The organism is Streptomyces pluripotens, assembly GCF_000802245.2.
In the GTDB taxonomy this organism is placed as follows: Bacteria; Actinomycetota; Actinomycetes; order Streptomycetales; family Streptomycetaceae; genus Streptomyces; species Streptomyces pluripotens.
This window is the reverse complement of the sequence record NZ_CP021080.1, coordinates 3,007,827-3,028,166: the sequence shown is the minus strand read 5'-3', so window position 1 is coordinate 3,028,166 and position 20,340 is coordinate 3,007,827. Positions and strand designations below refer to the sequence as shown.

Below are 20,340 nucleotides of genomic sequence, written 5' to 3'. Positions count from 1 at the left end.
CGTTCCGCCTGCCGGACAACCGCCCGCACCCCCCAGAGCCGGTGCGAGGATGACCCCATGAGCCAGAAAGTCGCAGTCCTCGGCACCGGCAAGATCGGCGAAGCCCTGCTCAGCGGAATGATCCGGGCCGGCTGGGCAGCCGCCGACCTCCTGGTCACCGCCCGCCGTCCCGATCGGGCCGAAGAACTCCGCTCCCGCTACGGAGTCACCCCGGTCAGCAACACCGAGGCCGCCAAGACCGCGGACACCTTGATCCTCACGGTCAAACCGCAGGACATGGGCACCCTCCTGGACGAGCTCGCCCCGCACGTCCCCGCCGACCGACTGGTCATCAGCGGGGCCGCCGGCATCCCCACCTCCTTCTTCGAGGAGCGCCTGGCCGCGGGCACCCCAGTCGTCCGAGTCATGACGAACACGCCCGCCCTCGTCGATGAGGCCATGTCGGTCATCTCCGCCGGCAGTCATGCCACCGCCGAACACCTGGCCCACGCCGAAGAGATCTTCGGCGCCGTCGGCAAGACCCTGCGCGTCCCCGAGAACCAGCAGGACGCTTGTACCGCCCTGTCCGGCTCCGGCCCGGCGTACTTCTTCTACCTGGTTGAGGCCATGACCGACGCGGGCATCCTGCTCGGCCTGCCCCGCGACAAGGCCCATGACCTCATCGTCCAGTCAGCCATCGGTGCCGCCGTGATGCTCCGCGACAGCGGCGAACACCCCGTCCGGCTCAGGGAGAACGTCACCTCCCCGGCCGGTACGACGATCAGCGCCATCCGCGAACTGGAGAACCACGGCGTCCGGGCCGCGCTCATCGCCGCCCTCGAAGCCGCCCGGGACCGCAGCCGCGAACTCGCCTCCGGCAAGAAGGACTGACTCGGCTCCCGAACAGGCGACCACCCCGGGGTGGGGCGGGCGTCCACCGACGGCCGGCCACCCCACCCGGACCCGTGTTGCTCAGCGGCCGGCTGCGTTCAGCGCCGTATCGAACACCGGCGGCAGCAACCCGATCGCCCGGTACGCGGCGTCGACGGTCGGTCGCGCCATCGCCCGGGCCTTCTCCGCACCCTGCCGGAGCACCCCCTCCACCTGGGTGGGATCGGCACACAACTCCCGGTGCCTGGCCTGCACGGTCCCGAGAACCTCGACCACGGCCTCCGCGGTGTCCTCCTTCAAAGCACCGTACGACTCGTACGCACCGGCCAGCGCTCTTGGATCGCCGCCCGTGCACGCCGCGAGGATCTCCAGCAGGTTCGTCACGCCGGGGCTCGTCTCCCGGTCGTATTCGACGTCCCGCCCGCTGTCGGTCACCGCCCGCATGATCTTCTTCCGCACCACGTCCGGCTCGTCCAGCAGGTAGACGATCCCCGGACCCGAGTCGTCCGACTTCCCCATCTTGGACGTCGGGTCCTGCAGATTCATCACCCGCGCCGCAACCCCAGGACGCGCTGCCCTGGGCACGGTGAACGTGTGCCCGTAGCGCTGGTTGAACCGCACCGCCAGATCCCGGGTCAACTCCACGTGCTGTGTTTGGTCGTCCCCCACGGGGACTTCGTCCGTGCCGTACGCCAGGATGTCCGCCGCCATCAGCGCCGGATAGGTCAGCAGCGACAGCCGCATGCTCCCACCGCGCTCACGTTCCCGCGCGGACTTCTCCTTGTACTGGATCATCCGCCGCATCTCGCCGTCGCTCGCCACGCACTCCAGCAGGTACGACAACCGGGTGTGTTCGTCGACGTGGCTCTGTAGGAAGACGGTGCACACCTCCGGGTCGAGCCCGGTCGCGAGCAGCAGCGTCGCGGCCTGCCGGCTGAGCCTGCGCACCCGCGCCGGATCGTGGTCCACGGTCAGCGCGTGCAGGTCCACGATGCAGAACAGCGAGTCCGCCCGGTGCTGGTCCACTTCTGCCCAGTGCCGCATGGCCCCCAGGTAGTTCCCCAGGGTCACGTGTCCGGTCGGCTTGATGCCACTGAAGACCCGAGTCATCTCCACTCCATCTCCTGATCGGGACCGCCGCCCTGCGGCCGGTCCCCCGGAGCTCCGGAGTGGGAGACGCAAACGGCCGCCGAGGCGGCGGCCGTTGAGTGCATACGTGAGTACGGCCGCCGTCAGGCGGCCCACCAGAACTGGGTGCACGTACGCGTGGTCACGTCGGTCAGCCTACGCCTCCGGGGTGCGCCAGGGGCGCGAGTTGACACACCCCAGGCCGATGCGTAGTGTCCTGCGGGTTGTCCGACGTGAGCGCCGACTCCGGTCGGTCCCCGGACAGCCATTCCGCAGGTACCACCATCATCGACGCTTCGGCATCGACTGCTTTGGCATGCGTGCTCGCGAAATGTGGATTCCGCGTTCGAAAGGCGCAGGCCCCGATTAGCTCGGGAGCCAGGAATCCGCTAAAGTCTCACTCGTCGGAACGGCCCAACGGCCGGGAAGGCACACCCTCCTGACTGGGAGTCAGACGCCGAAAGGATCTGATAGAGTCGGGAACGCCGGAAAGGGAAACGCGGAAGCGGGAACCTGGAAAGCACCGAGGAAATCGGATCGGAAAGATCTGATAGAGTCGGAAACACCGAAGGGAAGCGCCCGGAGGAAAGCCCGAGAGGGTGAGTACGAAGGAAGCGTCCGTTCCTTGAGAACTCAACAGCGTGCCAAAAGTCAACGCCAGATATGTTGATACCCCGTCTACCGGATTATTCCGGTGGCGAGGTTCCTTTGAAAAACACACAGCGAGGACGCTGTGAACGGTCGGGGTTATTTCCCCTGATTGTTCCGCTCTCGTGGTGTTCACCCCGATGACGGGGAAAGCATTCACGGAGAGTTTGATCCTGGCTCAGGACGAACGCTGGCGGCGTGCTTAACACATGCAAGTCGAACGATGAACCTCCTTCGGGAGGGGATTAGTGGCGAACGGGTGAGTAACACGTGGGCAATCTGCCCTGCACTCTGGGACAAGCCCTGGAAACGGGGTCTAATACCGGATATGAGTTCCTACCGCATGGTGGGGGCTGGAAAGCTCCGGCGGTGCAGGATGAGCCCGCGGCCTATCAGCTTGTTGGTGAGGTAATGGCTCACCAAGGCGACGACGGGTAGCCGGCCTGAGAGGGCGACCGGCCACACTGGGACTGAGACACGGCCCAGACTCCTACGGGAGGCAGCAGTGGGGAATATTGCACAATGGGCGCAAGCCTGATGCAGCGACGCCGCGTGAGGGATGACGGCCTTCGGGTTGTAAACCTCTTTCAGCAGGGAAGAAGCGAAAGTGACGGTACCTGCAGAAGAAGCGCCGGCTAACTACGTGCCAGCAGCCGCGGTAATACGTAGGGCGCAAGCGTTGTCCGGAATTATTGGGCGTAAAGAGCTCGTAGGCGGCTTGTCGCGTCGGTTGTGAAAGCCCGGGGCTTAACCCCGGGTCTGCAGTCGATACGGGCAGGCTAGAGTTCGGTAGGGGAGATCGGAATTCCTGGTGTAGCGGTGAAATGCGCAGATATCAGGAGGAACACCGGTGGCGAAGGCGGATCTCTGGGCCGATACTGACGCTGAGGAGCGAAAGCGTGGGGAGCGAACAGGATTAGATACCCTGGTAGTCCACGCCGTAAACGGTGGGCACTAGGTGTGGGCAACATTCCACGTTGTCCGTGCCGCAGCTAACGCATTAAGTGCCCCGCCTGGGGAGTACGGCCGCAAGGCTAAAACTCAAAGGAATTGACGGGGGCCCGCACAAGCGGCGGAGCATGTGGCTTAATTCGACGCAACGCGAAGAACCTTACCAAGGCTTGACATACACCGGAAACATCCAGAGATGGGTGCCCCCTTGTGGTCGGTGTACAGGTGGTGCATGGCTGTCGTCAGCTCGTGTCGTGAGATGTTGGGTTAAGTCCCGCAACGAGCGCAACCCTTGTCCCGTGTTGCCAGCAGGCCCTTGTGGTGCTGGGGACTCACGGGAGACCGCCGGGGTCAACTCGGAGGAAGGTGGGGACGACGTCAAGTCATCATGCCCCTTATGTCTTGGGCTGCACACGTGCTACAATGGCCGGTACAATGAGCTGCGATACCGTGAGGTGGAGCGAATCTCAAAAAGCCGGTCTCAGTTCGGATTGGGGTCTGCAACTCGACCCCATGAAGTCGGAGTCGCTAGTAATCGCAGATCAGCATTGCTGCGGTGAATACGTTCCCGGGCCTTGTACACACCGCCCGTCACGTCACGAAAGTCGGTAACACCCGAAGCCGGTGGCCCAACCCCTTGTGGGAGGGAGCTGTCGAAGGTGGGACTGGCGATTGGGACGAAGTCGTAACAAGGTAGCCGTACCGGAAGGTGCGGCTGGATCACCTCCTTTCTAAGGAGCATTTCTAGCCGGGTTTTTGCCTGGTTCAGAGGCCAGTACATCAGCGAGTGTCTGATGCTGGTTGCTCATGGGTGGAACGTTGACTATTCGGCACAGTGGGTCTGTATGGGATCGCTAGTACTGCTTCGGCGTGGAACGTGATGGTCATTGGCTGGCTGTGTCGGGCATGCTGTTGGGTGTCTGAGGGAATGATTTTCCTCGGTTGCCGGTCCCAGTGTACTTGGGCTCCTTGTGGGGGTTCGGGGTGATGGGTGGCTGGTCGTTGTTTGAGAACTGCACAGTGGACGCGAGCATCTGTGGCCAAGTTTTTAAGGGCGCACGGTGGATGCCTTGGCACCAGGAACCGATGAAGGACGTGGGAGGCCGCGATAGTCCCCGGGGAGTCGTCAACCAGGCTTTGATCCGGGGGTTTCCGAATGGGGAAACCCGGCAGTCGTCATGGGCTGTCACCCGCTGCTGAACACATAGGCAGTGTGGAGGGAACGAGGGGAAGTGAAACATCTCAGTACCCTCAGGAAGAGAAAACAACCGTGATTCCGGGAGTAGTGGCGAGCGAAACTGGATGAGGCTAAACCGTATGCGTGTGAGACCCGGCAGGGGTTGCGTATACGGGGTTGTGGGAGTGAGCTTCAGTCGTCTGCCGGCGGCTGGGTGAGTCAGAAACCGTTGCGGTAGGCGAAGGGCATGCGAAAGGCCCGGCGTAGAGGGTAAGACCCCCGTAGCTGAAATCGTGACGGCTTGCTTGTTCATTTCCCAAGTAGCACGGGGCCCGAGAAATCCCGTGTGAATCTGGCGGGACCACCCGCTAAGCCTAAATATTCCCTGGTGACCGATAGCGGATAGTACCGTGAGGGAATGGTGAAAAGTACCCCGGGAGGGGAGTGAAATAGTACCTGAAACCGTGTGCCTACAAGCCGTGGGAGCGTCGGAAGCACTTTGGTGTTTCTCGTGACTGCGTGCCTTTTGAAGAATGAGCCTGCGAGTTTGCGGTGTGTTGCGAGGTTAACCCGTGTGGGGAAGCCGTAGCGAAAGCGAGTCCGAATAGGGCGGTGGAGTAGCACGCTCAAGACCCGAAGCGGAGTGATCTAGCCATGGGCAGGTTGAAGCGGAGGTAAGACTTCGTGGAGGACCGAACCCACCAGGGTTGAAAACCTGGGGGATGACCTGTGGTTAGGGGTGAAAGGCCAATCAAACTCCGTGATAGCTGGTTCTCCCCGAAATGCATTTAGGTGCAGCGTCGTGTGTTTCTTGCCGGAGGTAGAGCACTGGATAGGCGATGGGCCCTACCGGGTTACTGACCTTAGCCAAACTCCGAATGCCGGTAAGTGAGAGCGCGGCAGTGAGACTGTGGGGGATAAGCTCCATGGTCGAGAGGGAAACAGCCCAGAGCATCGACTAAGGCCCCTAAGCGTACGCTAAGTGGGAAAGGATGTGGAGTCGCAGAGACAACCAGGAGGTTGGCTTAGAAGCAGCCACCCTTGAAAGAGTGCGTAATAGCTCACTGGTCTAGTGATTCCGCGCCGACAATGTAGCGGGGCTCAAGCGTACCGCCGAAGTCGTGTCATTGCAGTATGTACTCCTAACGGAGGCTGTGATGGGTAGGGGAGCGTCGTCTGCCGGGTGAAGCGGCACTGGAAGGTAGTCGTGGACGGTTGACGAGTGAGAATGCAGGCATGAGTAGCGATACAAACGTGAGAAACGTTTGCGCCGATTGACTAAGGGTTCCTGGGTCAAGCTGATCTGCCCAGGGTAAGTCGGGACCTAAGGCGAGGCCGACAGGCGTAGTCGATGGATAACCGGTTGATATTCCGGTACCCGCTGTGAAGCGAAAAACATTGAATCCAGTGATGCTAAGCCCGTGAAACCGCCCGTTGTCGGCTTTGCCGTCAGGGGGAGTGGTGGAGCCGGTGATCCGAGCTGGTAGTAGGTGAGTGATGGGGTGACGCAGGAAGGTAGTCCATCCCGGGCGGTGGTTGTCCCGGGGTAAGGGTGTAGGCCGTGAGGTAGGTAAATCCGCCTTGCATGTGGTTGAGACCTGATGCCGAGCCGATTGTGGCGAAGTGGATGATCCTATGCTGTCGAGAAAAGCCTCTAGCGAGTTTTATGGCGGCCCGTACCCTAAACCGACTCAGGTGGTCAGGTAGAGAATACCGAGGCGTTCGGGTGAACTATGGTTAAGGAACTCGGCAAAATGCCCCCGTAACTTCGGGAGAAGGGGGGCCATTTCTGGTGAGGGGATTTACTTCCTGAGCTGGGGGTGGCCGCAGAGACCAGCGAGAAGCGACTGTTTACTAAAAACACAGGTCCGTGCGAAGCCGTAAGGCGATGTATACGGACTGACGCCTGCCCGGTGCTGGAACGTTAAGGGGACCGGTTAGCTCACTTTCGGGTGGGCGAAGCTGAGAACTTAAGCGCCAGTAAACGGCGGTGGTAACTATAACCATCCTAAGGTAGCGAAATTCCTTGTCGGGTAAGTTCCGACCTGCACGAATGGCGTAACGACTTCTCGACTGTCTCAACCATAGGCCCGGTGAAATTGCACTACGAGTAAAGATGCTCGTTTCGCGCAGCAGGACGGAAAGACCCCGGGACCTTTACTACAGTTTGATATTGGTGTTCGGTTCGGCTTGTGTAGGATAGCTGGGAGACTTTGAAGCGGGCACGCCAGTGTTTGTGGAGTCGTCGTTGAAATACCAGTCTGGTCGTGCTGGATGTCTAACCTGGGTCCGTGATCCGGATCAGGGACAGTGTCTGATGGGTAGTTTAACTGGGGCGGTTGCCTCCTAAAGAGTAACGGAGGCGCCCAAAGGTTCCCTCAGCCTGGTTGGCAATCAGGTGTTGAGTGTAAGTGCACAAGGGAGCTTGACTGTGAGACCGACGGGTCGAGCAGGGACGAAAGTCGGGACTAGTGATCCGGCGGTGGCTTGTGGAAGCGCCGTCGCTCAACGGATAAAAGGTACCCCGGGGATAACAGGCTGATCTTCCCCAAGAGTCCATATCGACGGGATGGTTTGGCACCTCGATGTCGGCTCGTCGCATCCTGGGGCTGGAGTCGGTCCCAAGGGTTGGGCTGTTCGCCCATTAAAGCGGTACGCGAGCTGGGTTTAGAACGTCGTGAGACAGTTCGGTCCCTATCCGCTGTGCGCGTAGGAGTCTTGAGAAGGGCTGTCCCTAGTACGAGAGGACCGGGACGGACGAACCTCTGGTGTGCCAGTTGTTCTGCCAAGGGCATGGCTGGTTGGCTACGTTCGGGAGGGATAACCGCTGAAAGCATCTAAGCGGGAAGCCTGCTTCGAGATGAGGACTCCCACCCACTTGATGGGGTAAGGCTCCCAGTAGACGACTGGGTTGATAGGCCAGATATGGAAGCCGGGTAACCGGTGGAGTTGACTGGTACTAATAGGCCGAGGGCTTGTCCATTGATGCTCGCGTCCACTGTGTTGGTTCTGAAACCACGAACAGCCTTCGGTTGTTGATTGTTTCATAGTGTTTCGGTGGTCATAGCGTGAGGGAAACGCCCGGTTACATTTCGAACCCGGAAGCTAAGCCTCACAGCGCCGATGGTACTGCAGGGGGGACCCTGTGGGAGAGTAGGACACCGCCGAACAGTTTTTGAGAAAACCCCCGCACCCTTCCGGTGCGGGGGTTTTCTGCGTTTGCGTCGCCTACGCTCGTAGCCATGCGCTACGAGCTGATCATTTTTGACAACGACGGGGTCCTCGTCGACAGCGAGCCTCTTTCCAACCGCCATCTGGCCGCCTATCTGACCGAACTGGGCCATCCGACCTCGTACGAGGAGTCCGTCCGGGACTACATGGGGTCCGCGATGCACCGGATTCATGAACTGGTGCTGGAGCGGACGGGCCGGCGACTGCCCGAGGACTTCGACGACGTCTTCCACGCACGCGTGTTCGCCGCGTTCGAGCAGGAGCTGCGGCCCGTGCCCGGAGCGACCGGCGTGCTCAAGGAGTTGGCCGCGGACCAGGTGCTCTACTGCGTGGCCTCCTCCGGGAGCCACGAGCGGATCAGGGTCGGGCACCGGACCACGGGACTCGACCAGTGGTTCACACGGGAGAGGATCTTCAGCTCGGAAGACGTGGGACGGGGGAAGCCCGCCCCCGATCTCTTCCTGTATGCGGCCGAACGCATGGGAGTCGCTCCCGAGCGGTGTGCTGTCGTGGAGGACTCTCCGCTGGGCGTCCAGGCGGCCGTGGCGGCAGGGATGGACGTGTACGGGTTCACCGCGATGACGCCGGCGGAGAAGCTCGCCGGGGCGAACCAACTCTTCTCCACCATGGGTGAGTTGCCTGACCTGCTGATATGACCTGAGCCATCGGCCAGCGACTGACAAGTGTCATACGGACCTCCGGACGATCGTTCCTACCGCGGGGCCCCGCCGACGGCGAACCTAGGGGTATGACGAAGAACGCGGGGAACCACAGCCGTAGCAAGCAGCTGAAGCAGAACCCAAGCGTGCTGGACAACTTCAAGCCGCTGCTGGTCGATGTGGCGGTTCCGCTCGGCTCGTACTACCTCGTCAAGGACGCCTTCGGCCTGAGCACCTTTGCGGCGCTCGTCTGGAGCAGCGTACTGCCGGCCGCGCGCACCGTGTGGAGTCTGGTCAAGGAACGGCGCACCAACGCGCTGGCGGGACTCATCCTGGTGGTGAACGTCGTCTCGCTGCTGCTGAGCTTCGTCTCCGGGGACCCGAGGCTGATGCTCGCCAAGGACGGCGGGGTCAGCAGCACCATCGCCCTCGGCATCCTGGTGTCGGTGTGGCGCGGGAGGCCGATGATGACGGCCGGCATGAAGCCCTTCCTCGTGAAGGGGGACACGGCCAAGGAAGCCGCCTGGCAGCGGCTCGCCTCCGGTGCTGCAGCCCGGTCCGCGGCCTTCCGGCGCAAGGAGAGCGCGTTCTCCGTCGTCTGGGGTGTGGCACTGCTCGCCGAGTGTGTCGCGCGGGTCGTGGGCGCCTACACCGTCCCCGTGGACACGATGGTCTGGCTCGGCTCGGTCTTCCTGGTCGTCGCCATGGTGATCGGCTTCGTGGTCGGTGGTGGGCTGGTCGTGGCACCGATGGAGCGGATGCTGGCCGCTGAGGTCGAGGCCGGTGCGACCGAACGGCCCGCGCGGCCCGTGCAGTGCGCACGCGCCGTTGCCATCTGACGGTCTGGCCGCGGGGGAGCCAAGCAAAGTTGAAGGAAATTCATCTTTGGCTGGATCTACCCACAGGTAGCCCGGGGCTCTACGCTCGCCGCCATGACTGATGTGCTGCGGCGCGGTAGGGCCTCGCTGGCGTTCAGCTTCTTCGCCCAGGGAGTCGCCTTCGCCCTCCTGGTGACACGTATTCCCGCCATCCAGGACCGGTACGCGATCTCCGACGCGCTGCTGCCGGTTTTCCTGGCCGCCGTACCGGTCCTCGCCGGTGCCGGCAGTGTGGCCACCGAGCAGCTGGTGCGGCGGCTGCGGCCCAGTCGGCTGCTGCGCTGGTCGCAGCCCGTGGTGCTGCTGGCGCTGCTCGGCGTGGGCGCCGGCGGGGAGGGGCGGGTGGCCGCGCTGGGAGTGGCGTTGGGCGCCTTCGGGCTGGCCGTGGGTGTGCTGGACGCCTCCATGAACATGCTCGGGGTCAGCCTGCAGCGGACGTACGGGCGCAGCATCATGCTCAGCTTCCACGCCGCCTACAGTCTGGGCGGGATCGTGGGTGCCTCGTTGGCCTGGGCCGGGGCGCACTGGCAGCTCGCGCTGTGGGTGTCGTACCTGCCGGTGGTGGTCGTGCTGCTGCCGGCGACGCTGGTGGGCAGCCGGTGGTACGTCGACGGGGGCGCCGCGGCCGGCGGCACGCCGGGGGGGACGGTCGGCGAGGGGGAGGCACCAGGCGGGGGCGGGACCGTGGTCTTCCGGCTGCTGTTGCCGTTGTGCCTGGTCATGACCTTCACCTACATCGGGGACTCGACCGTCTCCAACTGGAGCGCCAAGTACCTCAAGGACGTGCTGGGCAGCTCGGAGCAGATGGCGACCCTGCCCTACAACGTGTACATGGTGACCACGTTGGTGGGGCGGGCCATCGGGGACCTCGGGGTGCGCCGGTTCGGGGCGGTGGCCTTCGTGCGGCTGGGCGCGCTGGTGGCGGCCGGGGGGTTCGTGGTGGTGGCGGTGGCGCCCGGTGCATGGGTCGGGATGCTCGGGTTCACCCTGCTGGGGCTGGGACTGTGCGTGATCGTGCCACAGACGTTCGCGGCTGCGGGGAGGTTGTTCCCGGGGGCCTCCGACGCGGCCGTCGCACGGTTGAACATCTTCAACTACGTGGGTTTCCTCGTGGGTTCGCCGTTGGTGGGGGCCCTCGGGGACGCCTGGAGCTACCGCTGGGCCATGCTGGTGCCGATGGCGTTGGTACTGGTGACGTTGGGGTACGCCAGGTCGTTCGCGGCTCAACCGGCCCGATACGGTGGCGGGCATGAGCGGCCGCGCACAGTTGATGTGGGACCAGGCAGTAGCGGACTATGACTTCGGGCCGGACCATCCGATGGATCCGGTCCGGCTGAAGCTGACCCGGAAGCTGGTGGACGCCTTCGGGCTCGACCGGGAGCTGGAGGTCGTCGCGGCGAAACCGGCGGGGGAGTCGACGTTGCGGCTGATCCACCGGGAGGACTACATCGACGCCGTGAAGGCCGCGTCCGCCGATCCCGCGCGGGCCGACGGACGGTACGGACTCGGCACGGTCGACGATCCCGCGTTCGCCGGGATGCACGAGGTGTCCGCGCTGATCGCGGGGCAGTCGGTGGCCGCCGCGGAGTCGGTGTGGCGGGGAGACACCGAGCACGCGGTGAACTTCGCCGGTGGGCTGCACCATGCGATGCCGGGGAGCGCGTCCGGGTTCTGCGTGTACAACGACGCCGCGCTGGCCATCGCCCGGCTCCTGGAGCTGGGGGCCGAACGGGTCGCCTATGTGGACGTGGACGTGCACCACGGGGACGGCGTGCAGGCTGCGTTCTGGGAGGACCCGCGGGTGCTGACCATCTCGCTGCACGAACATCCCCGCACCCTGTTCCCGCAGACCGGGTGGCCGGAGGAGACCGGCGCGGCCGCGGGTGAGGGGGCCGCCGTGAACGTGGCGCTGCCAGCGGGGACGGGGGACGCGGGGTGGCTGCGGGCGTTCCACGCGGTGGTGCCGGAGCTGCTCGCGGAGTTCCGGCCGCAGGTCCTCGTCACACAGCACGGTGCGGATACGCACTTCGAGGATCCGCTGGCGCATCTCGCCGTGTCGCTGGACGCACAGCGGGCGGTGCAGGTGGCGTGCCACGAACTGGCGCACGCGTACGCGGGCGGGAAGTGGGTCGCGCTGGGCGGCGGCGGATACGCAGTGGTGGAGGTCGTGCCGCGGTCGTGGACGCATCTGGTGGGGATCGCGGCGGGACGCCCCGTCGCCCCGGAGACGGTCATCCCCGAGGAATGGCGGCAGAACGTGTTCGCGCTGACGCGGCAATGGGGGCCGCAGCGGATGACCGACGGGCGGTGGCCGGTGAACTGGGCGCCCTGGGAGTCGGGGTACGACCCCGCGGACCGCTTGGACCAGGCGGTGCTGGCGACCCGGCGTGCGGTGTTCCCGCTGCGGGGACTGCTGGCGTAAGTGCCGCTCGTCGCGGCCGGGTGGGTATCCGTTGGGCCAACCGTGCGACATTCCCCGGGTTCTTGTCCCGCCCCCCTCCCCAGTGGGTCACCATCGCACCCGTGCTGACCCCCGCCGAGCTCCGTGCGTATCTGGTGGCCGTTCGGTTGGCCGGGGTGGTGGGAACCTCACGGGAGGACAGCCTGCGCAGTTATCGGCTCTTCGCTGCGCGGGACCCCCGGATGCTGATCGGGATCGACCCTGAATGGTCCTGGAACCAGCGGGACCTGCTCGCTTTGATGGCGGACAGGTGTGGAGTTTCAGCCGATCCGCAGCACACTTCCGGTCCGGACGTGATCGACCCGGAACGGACGCTGGCCGCGCTGGACGCCTTCGCGGAGCGGGTCCAGGAGGTCGCCCGACGGGGTGCGCCCGTGCTGTTCGGTACCGGGCATCCGCAGCGGCTGCTCGGGTTCTACGGCGGGTTGGCGGACGCGCTCTCGGCGGCGGGGTGTGAGGTGCTCACACCGGCGCATGGTCGCTGTGTCGACATATTGACCCGGTTCGGTCTACGCACTCACCACCTCGACTACGTACGAGGGGTTGCCTTGGTGCGGGAACCGGGAGTCGAGCGCCCCGGTGGTGAGCCGGGTGCGCACAGCCATTCGCCGCTGCCGGTCCGTGTCGCCCTGGAGGCCGCGGCGGAGCGTGGAGGGCCGCTGCCGGAGCTGGTCGTGGGGGACCACGGGTGGGTCTGCGGTGCTGGTCAGCTGGGGTTCGAGGCGATCGGCCTGGCCGACACCGATGATCCCGCGCCCTTCGTGGGGGAGGCCGAGGGGCGGGTGTCCGTCGTCGTTCCGGTCGATGACGCGGTACCGTCTGGGTACTACCGACCACTCACCCGCTACGTGCTCAAACGAGCGTGTCTGTCACATTAGGCCGCCGACGGGTGCACCTCTTCCCCACTCGCATCACCCGCCCCTACATTGGGGAGTGAGCACGCAACGACGAAGAGTCACCGGAAGGGGAAGCCGGCGGCCCGTCGAGTGCGGAAGGTTCAGGTGTGTCATGACTGCAGCTGATCAGAGGCCTCTGAACGAGGTTGTGTTCCTGACCGTGGCGGAGGTCGCCACGGTGATGCGAGTGTCGAAGATGACCGTGTACCGGCTGGTGCACAGCGGTCATCTGCCCGCGATCCGGGTCGGACGATCCTTCCGTGTCCCGGAGCAAGCGGTCCACGAGTACCTCCGGGACAGCTATGTGGGGGTGGAGACGGCCTGACGGTGCTTCCGGGTAACCCCGGGAACACCCCTCGATTACGACCTCGGCGCTCGGTTGGGTAGGCTAGCCCCTCGTAGGTCGTGTGGGCCCATGGCGCCCAAACAACCGAGTGATGAGAAGTGAGCGAGGGTAGTCGTGGGCTCTGTTATTAAGAAGCGGCGCAAGCGGATGGCCAAGAAGAAGCACCGCAAGCTGCTCAAGCGCACGCGCGTTCAGCGCCGCAACAAGAAGTAAGCGGCGCCGCGAGAGCGTGTACCTGTGGCCCCCCATCGACAGCGATGGGGGGCCACAGGCATGTTCGGCGGGTGCGTCCTGGGTACCCGGCATATTCCGATCAGGGAGTTTCGGTCACTTCATGCATCGGGCGGTCATCACAGTGCAACATCGACCCGCTAAGTTGGCCGCACGCGGGGAACGCGGGATGCGGGTCGGAACACGGGTATGCGGAACACGGGTATCGCGGGAAGGAAGGCGCTGATCTTGGGGAAGGTCGTGCTCGTCACCGGAGTGGCCCGGCAGCTGGGCGGCCGGTTCGTGCGGCGGATCCAGCGGGACCCGGAGGTCGACCGCGTCATCGCCGTGGACGCGGTGCCCCCGGCGCACCATCTGGGTGGGGCGGACTTCATCCAGACCGACATCCGGCACCCGACCGTCGCCCGGGTGCTCGCCGAGACGGGCGCCGACACGGTCGTCCACATGGACGTGACGGGCACGGCCCTGGGCAGCGGCAACCGGACCACGGTCAAGGAGACCAACGTCATCGGCACCATGCAGCTGCTCGGTGCCTGTCAGAAGTCGCCGGCCGTGAAGCGGCTGGTGGTGAAGTCCAGCACGAATGTGTACGGTTCGGCATCGCGGGATCCCGCCGTGTTCACCGAGACGACCCCGCCGAAGTCGCTGCCCAGCGGCGGCTTCGCGAAGGACGCCGTCGAGGTCGAGGGGTATGTGCGCGGGTTCGCCCGGCGGCGCCCGGACGTCGCCGTGTGTGTGCTGCGGTTCGCCAACATCCTCGGCCCGACCGCGGACACCACGCTCGCCTCCTACTTCACGCTGCCCGTCCTGCCGACCGTGTTCGGCTACGACCCCCGACTGCAGTTCGTCCACGAGGACGATGTCATCGAGGTGCTGAGGATCGCCTCGCACGAGCCGCGCCGGGGCACTCTCAACAGCGGTACGTTCAACATCGCTGGGGACGGCGTGCTGCTGCTCTCGCAGTGTTCCCGGAGGCTGGGCCGCCCCACCGTGCCGCTGCTGCTGCCCGCGGTCACCTGGGCCGGCTCCCTGGTCCGTACGCTGGGTGTGACGGACTTCTCGCCGGAGCAGATCCGGCTGCTCACCCACGGACGGGTGGTGGATACCGTCCAGATGCGCGAGACGCTCGGTTTCACACCCAAGTACACGACGGCCGGGACGTTCGCGGACTTCGCCCGCGGCCAGGGCCCCGGGCTGCTGCCGCCGGAGGCCCTCGCCCGGACCGTCGACCGGATCGCCGTACTGGCCGCGAAGGGCAGCGGCCGGCCCACGACGGACAGCGCCAACTGAGGAGCGCAGCAACGATGGCGGACGCCAAGGTCATTCCGTTCGACGACGACCGGTCCCGCGGGAGCGCGGCGCAGCGCCCGGTGCGGCGCCGGAGCACGGGGAGCCGGCGCACGGGCGGTGAGAGCGGGGAGATCGGCGAGGTCCAGCCGCTACCGGGCCGGGCGCGGACGAACGATGACGGGCCTGTGGGCCGCGGGGACGAACCGCTGCAGCAACAGCGGGCAGACGGGCGCGACGGAGGCCTGGAGCGGCGTGTGGCGGCCGGGCTGGCCTTCCTGCGGCGCCGGCTGACCGGCGACTACGAGGTCGACGACTTCGGTTACGACGAGGAGCTGACCGACCAGGTCCTGATGTCGCTTCTGCGGCCGCTGTACGAGCAGTACTTCCGGGTCGAGGTGAAGGGCGTCGAGAACATCCCGGCCGAGGGCGGGGCGTTGATCGTCGCCAACCACTCCGGGACGCTGCCGCTGGACGGCCTGATGGTGCAGGTCGCCGTGCACGACCACCACCCGGCCGACCGGCATCTGCGGTTGCTCGCGGCCGACCTGGTCTTCGTGCTGCCGGTGGTCAACGAACTGGCCCGCAAGCTGGGACACACCCTGGCCTGCACGGAGGACGCCGAACGGCTGTTGAGCCAGGGCGAGCTGGTCGGGGTGATGCCGGAAGGCTTCAAGGGCATCGGGAAGCCCTTCAGCGAGCGGTACAAACTGCAGCGGTTCGGCCGCGGCGGCTTCGTCTCCACGGCGCTGCGCCAGGGCGTGCCGATCATTCCCTGTTCGATCGTCGGGGCGGAGGAGATCTACCCGATGATCGGCAACGCGAAGACGCTCGCCCGGCTGCTGGGCTTCCCGTACTTCCCGCTGACGCCGACCTTCCCGTGGCTGGGGCCGCTGGGTGCGGTCCCGCTCCCCACGAAGTGGACGATCCAGTTCGGTGAGCCGATTCCGACGGATGGCTATCCGCCGGAGGCGGCCGAGGACCCGATGCTGATGTTCAACCTGACCGACCAGGTCCGCGAACAGATCCAGCACACGCTGTACAAGTTGCTGGTGCAGCGCAGGTCGGTCTTCTTCTGAGGACTGCGCACCCGTGTGAGGCCCGTGCGCCCGCGAGGGCCCGTGCACGTGTGCCCTGGACGGGGACGACCGTGTGCCCCGGACGAACAACGACGGCGGGGGCACCCCGCTCGGGAGGGGTGCCCCCGCCGTCGTTGTTCTGCGTCGCCGGAGAGGTTCAGCCCGCGTCCTCGCTGTCGATGCCCAGACCGGGCAGCAGGCCCGGGAGGAGCGGCGGGAGAGTGACGTCGGGTTGGTCCGTCGGAGACGCGCTGGTGGACGGCGTGTCGCTGCCGGTGCCGGTCTTGGGCGGTTCCAGCAGGCCGCCGGTGCTGCCTCCGAGGAGGCCGTCGCTGCTGGTGGTGGCCGTGCTGCTCGGGTCGCTGGTGCTGCCACCGGTGTTCGGCGCGTACTCACCGGCGGACGGGGTGCTGCCGTCGGAGCTTGGGGGGGTGGACCGGCGGGTGCCGGAGGCACCAGAGGCGCCGGTGGTCGGGCCGGTGCTTGCCCGCCGCTCGTCGCCGCCGCCTCGGGCGGGCGGCCGCGGAAGCTGGGACTGCAGCGGGGCGACCTCTTCGTCTATGGCGTCGAAGACTGACGACACCTGCTGTTTGACGTCTCCGAGCTGCACCGGAAGCCTGTCGCTCAGTGTGCTCCAGGCCTCGCGGTGGGACTGGGAGAACGTGGACAGTGCCTGGATGGGGCCCAGGGATTCGGGGTCGGCTTCGTAGGCCGCGTGCAGCAGACGGTGTCCCTCAGTCACATCACGCTGCATGCCGGACAGGGTGCGGCGGATCTCGCCGATCGACTCGTGGTCCAGGTGGCCGCTGCGGCCCCGCTCCATCAGCCGACGGGCCTCGCTGAGCCGGGTGGAGGCCTGGTCGAGGTACGTCTGGCCGCGCTGGTCGTCGCCATCGGCCAGGTAGTTGAGCCGGAAATCCTCTATGCCGCGTTTCAGGCCGTACAGCGAATCGCCCGGGAGGGCGTTGGAGCTCGCCGCGGCGACTCCGCCGAAGGCTCCTGCGGCCACGCTGACGCTGAGGCCGCCCGCGGCGAGCCCCTTGGTCAGTCTGGAACGCGGACGGAGTTTTCCGAGCGGGCTCGCCCGGTGCGCGGCCTTCGCCCGGTGGGAGCGCTGCTCGGGTACCGAAGCATCCGCCGCCCCGGTTCCCTCCTGGAGCATTGCCTCCATCGCGGCCACCAGCTGGGCGCGCTGGACGATCTTGACCTCGGGGTCAAGCTGCGGCTTGGGCAGCGAGTCGAGACCTGCCGCCAGGGCCAGTAGTCCGCCCTGCTCGGTCTGTTCCTCGGTGGTCGGCGGTGACCCCGCCGGTGCTGCGGACTGCTCGGCCGCCGTGTCCCGGTCGGACTGCTCCTCCAGAGCCAGGGCGAAGGCGTTCGCCCGCCGGTGCGCCGATACGTTCGCGATCACTGGCGGCACCTCCTCTCGTCATGACGGTCGACTCCCCAGGGGGTCCTGAGGGTTGCACGCCCACGACCACTTCCACACGATCGGGCGATCAGGAGCGGCCGGGACGCGACCACAGGGAGCCTGTATCCCGCACAACGACTGGCGCGGCACTTGGGTTACGGACGGCGGATGATCGGATCAGAAAGGCAACAACGTTTCACTGACCATGAATTGAGAGTTGCCGTGTGTGGTGATGGCGCGGGCCGTGGCTCAGCGGGCGTCGTCCGGCAGGAGCCGGGCCAGGGTGCGGACGGCGCGGTACTGCAGGGTCTTGATGGCGCCCTCGTTCTTTCCCATGACCCGGGCGGTCTCGGCGACCGACAGGCCCTGGAGGAAGCGGAGCGTCACGCACTCCTGCTGCTGCGGGTTGAGGCGGCGTACGGCGTCCAACAGGGCAGCGTTCGACAAGGACTCCAGGACGGAGTCCTCGGGGGAACGCTCGACCTCGTTGGCGTCCAGCATCTCGCCGGTAGTGACCTCCAGCCGGAAGCGGCTGGACTTGAAGTGGTCCGCGACCAGGTTCCGGGCGATCGTGACCAGCCAGGCGCCGAAGTCGCGGCCCTGCCAGGTGAAGGTGCCGATCCTGCGGAGTGCCCGCAGAAAGGTCTCGCTGGTGAGGTCCTCGGCGGTGGCCCGGCCGCCGACGCGGTAGTAGATGTACCGGTACACGGTGTCGCTGTACTGGTCGTAGAGCCGGCCGAAGGCCTCGGCCTCACCCGCCTGGGCGCGTTCTACGAGGTCCAGCATCCGGGCGCTGTCGCTGTCCGCCGCCGGACGGCGGGTGGTGGTGGCGCTGGCGGAGCGCCCCCGTCTGCCCACCGCGGCGCCGCCGTCGGCCAGTGCGTAGCACGGGCCGACGGGTGCGGCGGTGGCTAGGGCGGGGACGGCGTACGCGGTGGGGACGAAGCCGCGCAGCGTCTCTTTGACCGTTGCGACTGTTGCGCGCAGCGTAGCCAGGCCCGAGGCGTCAACCCCGACGTGTGGGTACACGGGACTCCCAGAGGCAGAGCTTCCATCACGTGCAGTGCGGAACCTTTCACCCGTCGCAGCGACGGAAGGGTGCCGGTTTGCGTCTGAGGAGAATAACGCTTCGTGCAGGCACTGCTACACCGGGTTGCTCAAATCACCGATTGCGTCGCTTCCGTAACTGATTGGCGTCGGGTTAAGTGTCGCAGAATGATCGATTGTTGAACGGAAAGGTGTGGGATTCGGCGAAGTGCGGGGCGTGGGGGGGCGGGCATCATCGCGCGACAGGCGGCACGTTTCCGCAGACGCCAGGTGCCGTGACGGGGCCGCGGCCTGGTGGATCGGCCTGTCCGCACCCCTGCGGCGGGTGCCGGGAGGCCGTACGGCCGGCCGCCCGCTGTCGGCGGCGCGCGATGTCCATGGCGGGGGCCGCCACACGGCGGGCTGCCTCCGGGTCGGGGCCGTCCGCTGCCGCGTGCGGGGGTGCTACCGGCGGCGCCGGCTGAACGCGATCGCCGCCGCCGTGCCGCCGGCGACCGCCCCCACGCCCGCCGCCGCCGGAATGCCGACCTTCGCCGCCTTGCGGCCCGTGCGGTAGTCGCGCAGGCGCCAGTCCTTCTCCCGGGCGTGTTTGCGGAGCTTGGCGTCCGGGTTGATGGCGTACGGGTGGCCGACCAGGGACAACATGGGGATGTCGTTGTGGCTGTCGCTGTAGGCCGCGCAGCGGGAGAGGTCCAGCCCCTCCGCCGCGGCCAGGGCGCGCAACGCCTCGGCCTTCGCCGGGCCGTGCAGCGGTTCGCCGACGAGCTTGCCGGTGTAGACCCCGTCGACCGATTCCGCGACCGTGCCGAGCGCGCCGGTCAGGCCGAGGCGACGGGCGATGACCTGGGCAATCTCGACCGGGGCCGCGGTGACGAGCCACACCTTCTGGCCCGCGTCCAAGTGGGCCTGGGCCAAGGCGCGGGTGCCCGGCCAGATGCGCTCGGCCATGTACTCGTCGTAGATCTCCTCGCCGATGGTCTTGAGTTCGGCGACGCGATGGCCCTTGACGATCGACAGGGCGGAGTCGCGGGCGTCCTGCATGTGCTCCGGGTCCTCGACGCCGGCCAGCCGGAACCATGCCTGCTGCCAGGCGAACTTGGCCAGGTCACGGGTCTCGAAGAACTTCCGCTTGTACAGGCCCCGGCCGAAGTGGAACAGCGCGGCGCCCTGCATCACGGTGTTGTCGAGGTCGAAGAAGGCGGCCGCCTTGACGTCGCCGATCACCGGGAATTCCGGTTCCTCCTCGGCGAGCTGCGCCTCCTGTGCCTCCTCCGCCTCCTGTGCCTCCTGCGAGGACTTGCGGGCAGCCTCCGCCGAGGCCTCGCCTGCCAACACGCTTCGCGCCGTGGCGGAGCGCCTACGGGGAGTGAGCCATCCGAGAGCGGCCATGCGGTGAGCATAGCCAGTCTGTTCGGGGCTCCCGGAGCCGAGAGGTTCGAAGGGCGTGAACTCTGCGCGGCCGGGCCGTTAAGCGGAGCTGTTGAACAGGCCGGGGGAAACGGAGGGGAGGCGGGAGAATGGCCGGTATGAGTCCTCTCTTCCGGCGCAAGGCCGCTCCGCACGAGCGGCTGGTCACTCTCATCCGCAAGCCCGGCTGCCATCTGTGCGATGACGCGCAGGTGGTGATCGAGAAGGTGTGCGGCGACCTCGGTGTCCCCTTCGAGCTGAGGGACATCACGCATGACCAGGAGCTCCACGACCAGTACTGGGAGCAGATCCCGGTCGTCCTGGTAGACGGTGAACAGCACACCTTCTGGCGGGTGAACGAGGAGCGACTTCTGCGGGCACTGACCGACTAGTACAAACCGGCCCGGCGAGTCGCTTAGGATCGATGGCGGCTTGATCTCGGGGGCGGGATTCGTGAGGAGAGGGTGCGGCTTTGCCCCCAGTAATGAAGGGACGCCGGTGTGTATGTGCCGGTTCCCGCCGAAGGTCCCGAAGGTGCGTGACCCCGGTCACTTCTGCCGGGCAAATCGGACACCATCTTTGTGCACGCGTTCACAAAGACATAGCCTGCTGTCGACGGGGCGGTCCGGGAAC

Annotated in this window: 15 protein-coding genes and 3 rRNA genes; 14 read left to right on the top strand and 4 right to left on the bottom strand. The window is 66.1% G+C overall.

Features of this window, described 5'->3' with window-relative positions:
- Window positions 1-57 precede the first annotated feature (57 nt).
- Window positions 58-870 (top strand): pyrroline-5-carboxylate reductase, encoded by an 813-nt coding sequence (gene proC / locus LK06_RS13525; protein ID WP_039654204.1) that lies wholly within the window; start codon window positions 58-60, stop codon window positions 868-870.
- Window positions 871-951: 81 nt separating this feature from the next.
- Here proC and trpS read toward each other — a convergent pair whose 3' ends face one another.
- On the bottom strand, window positions 952-1,980 hold the full coding sequence (gene trpS, locus LK06_RS13520) for a tryptophan--tRNA ligase (RefSeq protein WP_039654291.1): 1,029 nt from the start codon (window positions 1,978-1,980) through the stop codon (window positions 952-954).
- A gap of 821 nt (window positions 1,981-2,801) precedes the next feature.
- Here trpS and LK06_RS13510 point away from each other — a divergent pair.
- The 12 genes from LK06_RS13510 to LK06_RS13455 all read left to right on the top strand — a co-directional run bounded on the left by LK06_RS13510 (window position 2,802) and on the right by LK06_RS13455 (window position 15,842).
- Window positions 2,802-4,328, top strand: a 16S ribosomal RNA gene (locus LK06_RS13510).
- Between the two features lie 307 nt (window positions 4,329-4,635).
- Window positions 4,636-7,757: ribosomal RNA gene (locus tag LK06_RS13505) — 23S ribosomal RNA — on the top strand.
- Between the two features lie 70 nt (window positions 7,758-7,827).
- A 5S ribosomal RNA gene (gene rrf / locus LK06_RS13500) occupies window positions 7,828-7,944 on the top strand.
- The 16S, 23S and 5S rRNA genes sit together here, the layout of an rRNA operon.
- 72 nt (window positions 7,945-8,016) lie before the next feature.
- Window positions 8,017-8,661 (top strand): HAD family hydrolase, encoded by a 645-nt coding sequence (locus LK06_RS13495; protein WP_039657243.1) that lies wholly within the window; start codon window positions 8,017-8,019, stop codon window positions 8,659-8,661.
- Window positions 8,662-8,753: 92 nt separating this feature from the next.
- The gene (locus LK06_RS13490; RefSeq protein WP_052270284.1) at window positions 8,754-9,503 is read left to right on the top strand and encodes a VC0807 family protein; all 750 of its coding nucleotides are present in this window, start codon (window positions 8,754-8,756) and stop codon (window positions 9,501-9,503) included.
- A 93-nt stretch (window positions 9,504-9,596) separates the two neighbouring features.
- Window positions 9,597-10,841 (top strand): MFS transporter, encoded by a 1,245-nt coding sequence (locus tag LK06_RS13485; RefSeq protein WP_086083321.1) that lies wholly within the window; start codon window positions 9,597-9,599, stop codon window positions 10,839-10,841.
- A complete protein-coding gene (locus LK06_RS13480) occupies window positions 10,792-11,964 on the top strand; it encodes an acetoin utilization protein AcuC (RefSeq protein ID WP_039657242.1) in 1,173 nt (390 codons plus the stop codon). Before LK06_RS13485 ends, LK06_RS13480 begins: the two co-directional genes overlap by 50 nt.
- Before the next feature lie 101 nt (window positions 11,965-12,065).
- A complete protein-coding gene (locus tag LK06_RS13475) occupies window positions 12,066-12,881 on the top strand; it encodes a phosphatase (protein WP_039657247.1) in 816 nt (271 codons plus the stop codon).
- A gap of 130 nt (window positions 12,882-13,011) precedes the next feature.
- Entirely contained in the window at window positions 13,012-13,224 is a 213-nt protein-coding gene (locus LK06_RS13470; protein WP_039657240.1) for a helix-turn-helix domain-containing protein, read from the top strand.
- Between the two features lie 135 nt (window positions 13,225-13,359).
- Window positions 13,360-13,458 carry a 30S ribosomal protein bS22 gene (locus tag LK06_RS13465; RefSeq protein WP_003948845.1) on the top strand — a complete coding sequence of 33 codons (99 nt, stop codon included), beginning with the start codon at window positions 13,360-13,362 and terminating at the stop codon, window positions 13,456-13,458.
- A gap of 246 nt (window positions 13,459-13,704) precedes the next feature.
- Complete coding sequence (locus LK06_RS13460; RefSeq protein ID WP_043433709.1) at window positions 13,705-14,766, top strand: NAD-dependent epimerase/dehydratase family protein; 1,062 nt, start codon at window positions 13,705-13,707, stop codon at window positions 14,764-14,766.
- A 14-nt stretch (window positions 14,767-14,780) separates the two neighbouring features.
- Window positions 14,781-15,842: a lysophospholipid acyltransferase family protein gene (locus LK06_RS13455; protein WP_039657238.1), complete on the top strand. Its 1,062-nt coding sequence runs from the start codon at window positions 14,781-14,783 to the stop codon at window positions 15,840-15,842.
- Window positions 15,843-15,999: 157 nt separating this feature from the next.
- Here LK06_RS13455 and LK06_RS13450 read toward each other — a convergent pair whose 3' ends face one another.
- From LK06_RS13450 to LK06_RS13440, 3 genes are all read right to left on the bottom strand, one after another.
- Window positions 16,000-17,253, bottom strand: coding sequence for a DUF5667 domain-containing protein (locus tag LK06_RS13450; protein WP_039650953.1), 1,254 nt, complete (start codon window positions 17,251-17,253; stop codon window positions 16,000-16,002).
- A gap of 249 nt (window positions 17,254-17,502) precedes the next feature.
- Window positions 17,503-18,282: an ECF subfamily RNA polymerase sigma factor, BldN family gene (locus LK06_RS13445; protein WP_039650955.1), complete on the bottom strand. Its 780-nt coding sequence runs from the start codon at window positions 18,280-18,282 to the stop codon at window positions 17,503-17,505.
- Window positions 18,283-18,744: 462 nt separating this feature from the next.
- Window positions 18,745-19,689: an HAD family hydrolase gene (locus LK06_RS13440; RefSeq protein WP_071659235.1), complete on the bottom strand. Its 945-nt coding sequence runs from the start codon at window positions 19,687-19,689 to the stop codon at window positions 18,745-18,747.
- Window positions 19,690-19,817: 128 nt separating this feature from the next.
- Here LK06_RS13440 and LK06_RS13435 point away from each other — a divergent pair, with 128 nt between their 5' ends.
- Window positions 19,818-20,099, top strand: coding sequence for a glutaredoxin family protein (locus LK06_RS13435; protein WP_174673863.1), 282 nt, complete (start codon window positions 19,818-19,820; stop codon window positions 20,097-20,099).
- The last annotated feature ends 241 nt before the right edge of the window (window positions 20,100-20,340 follow it).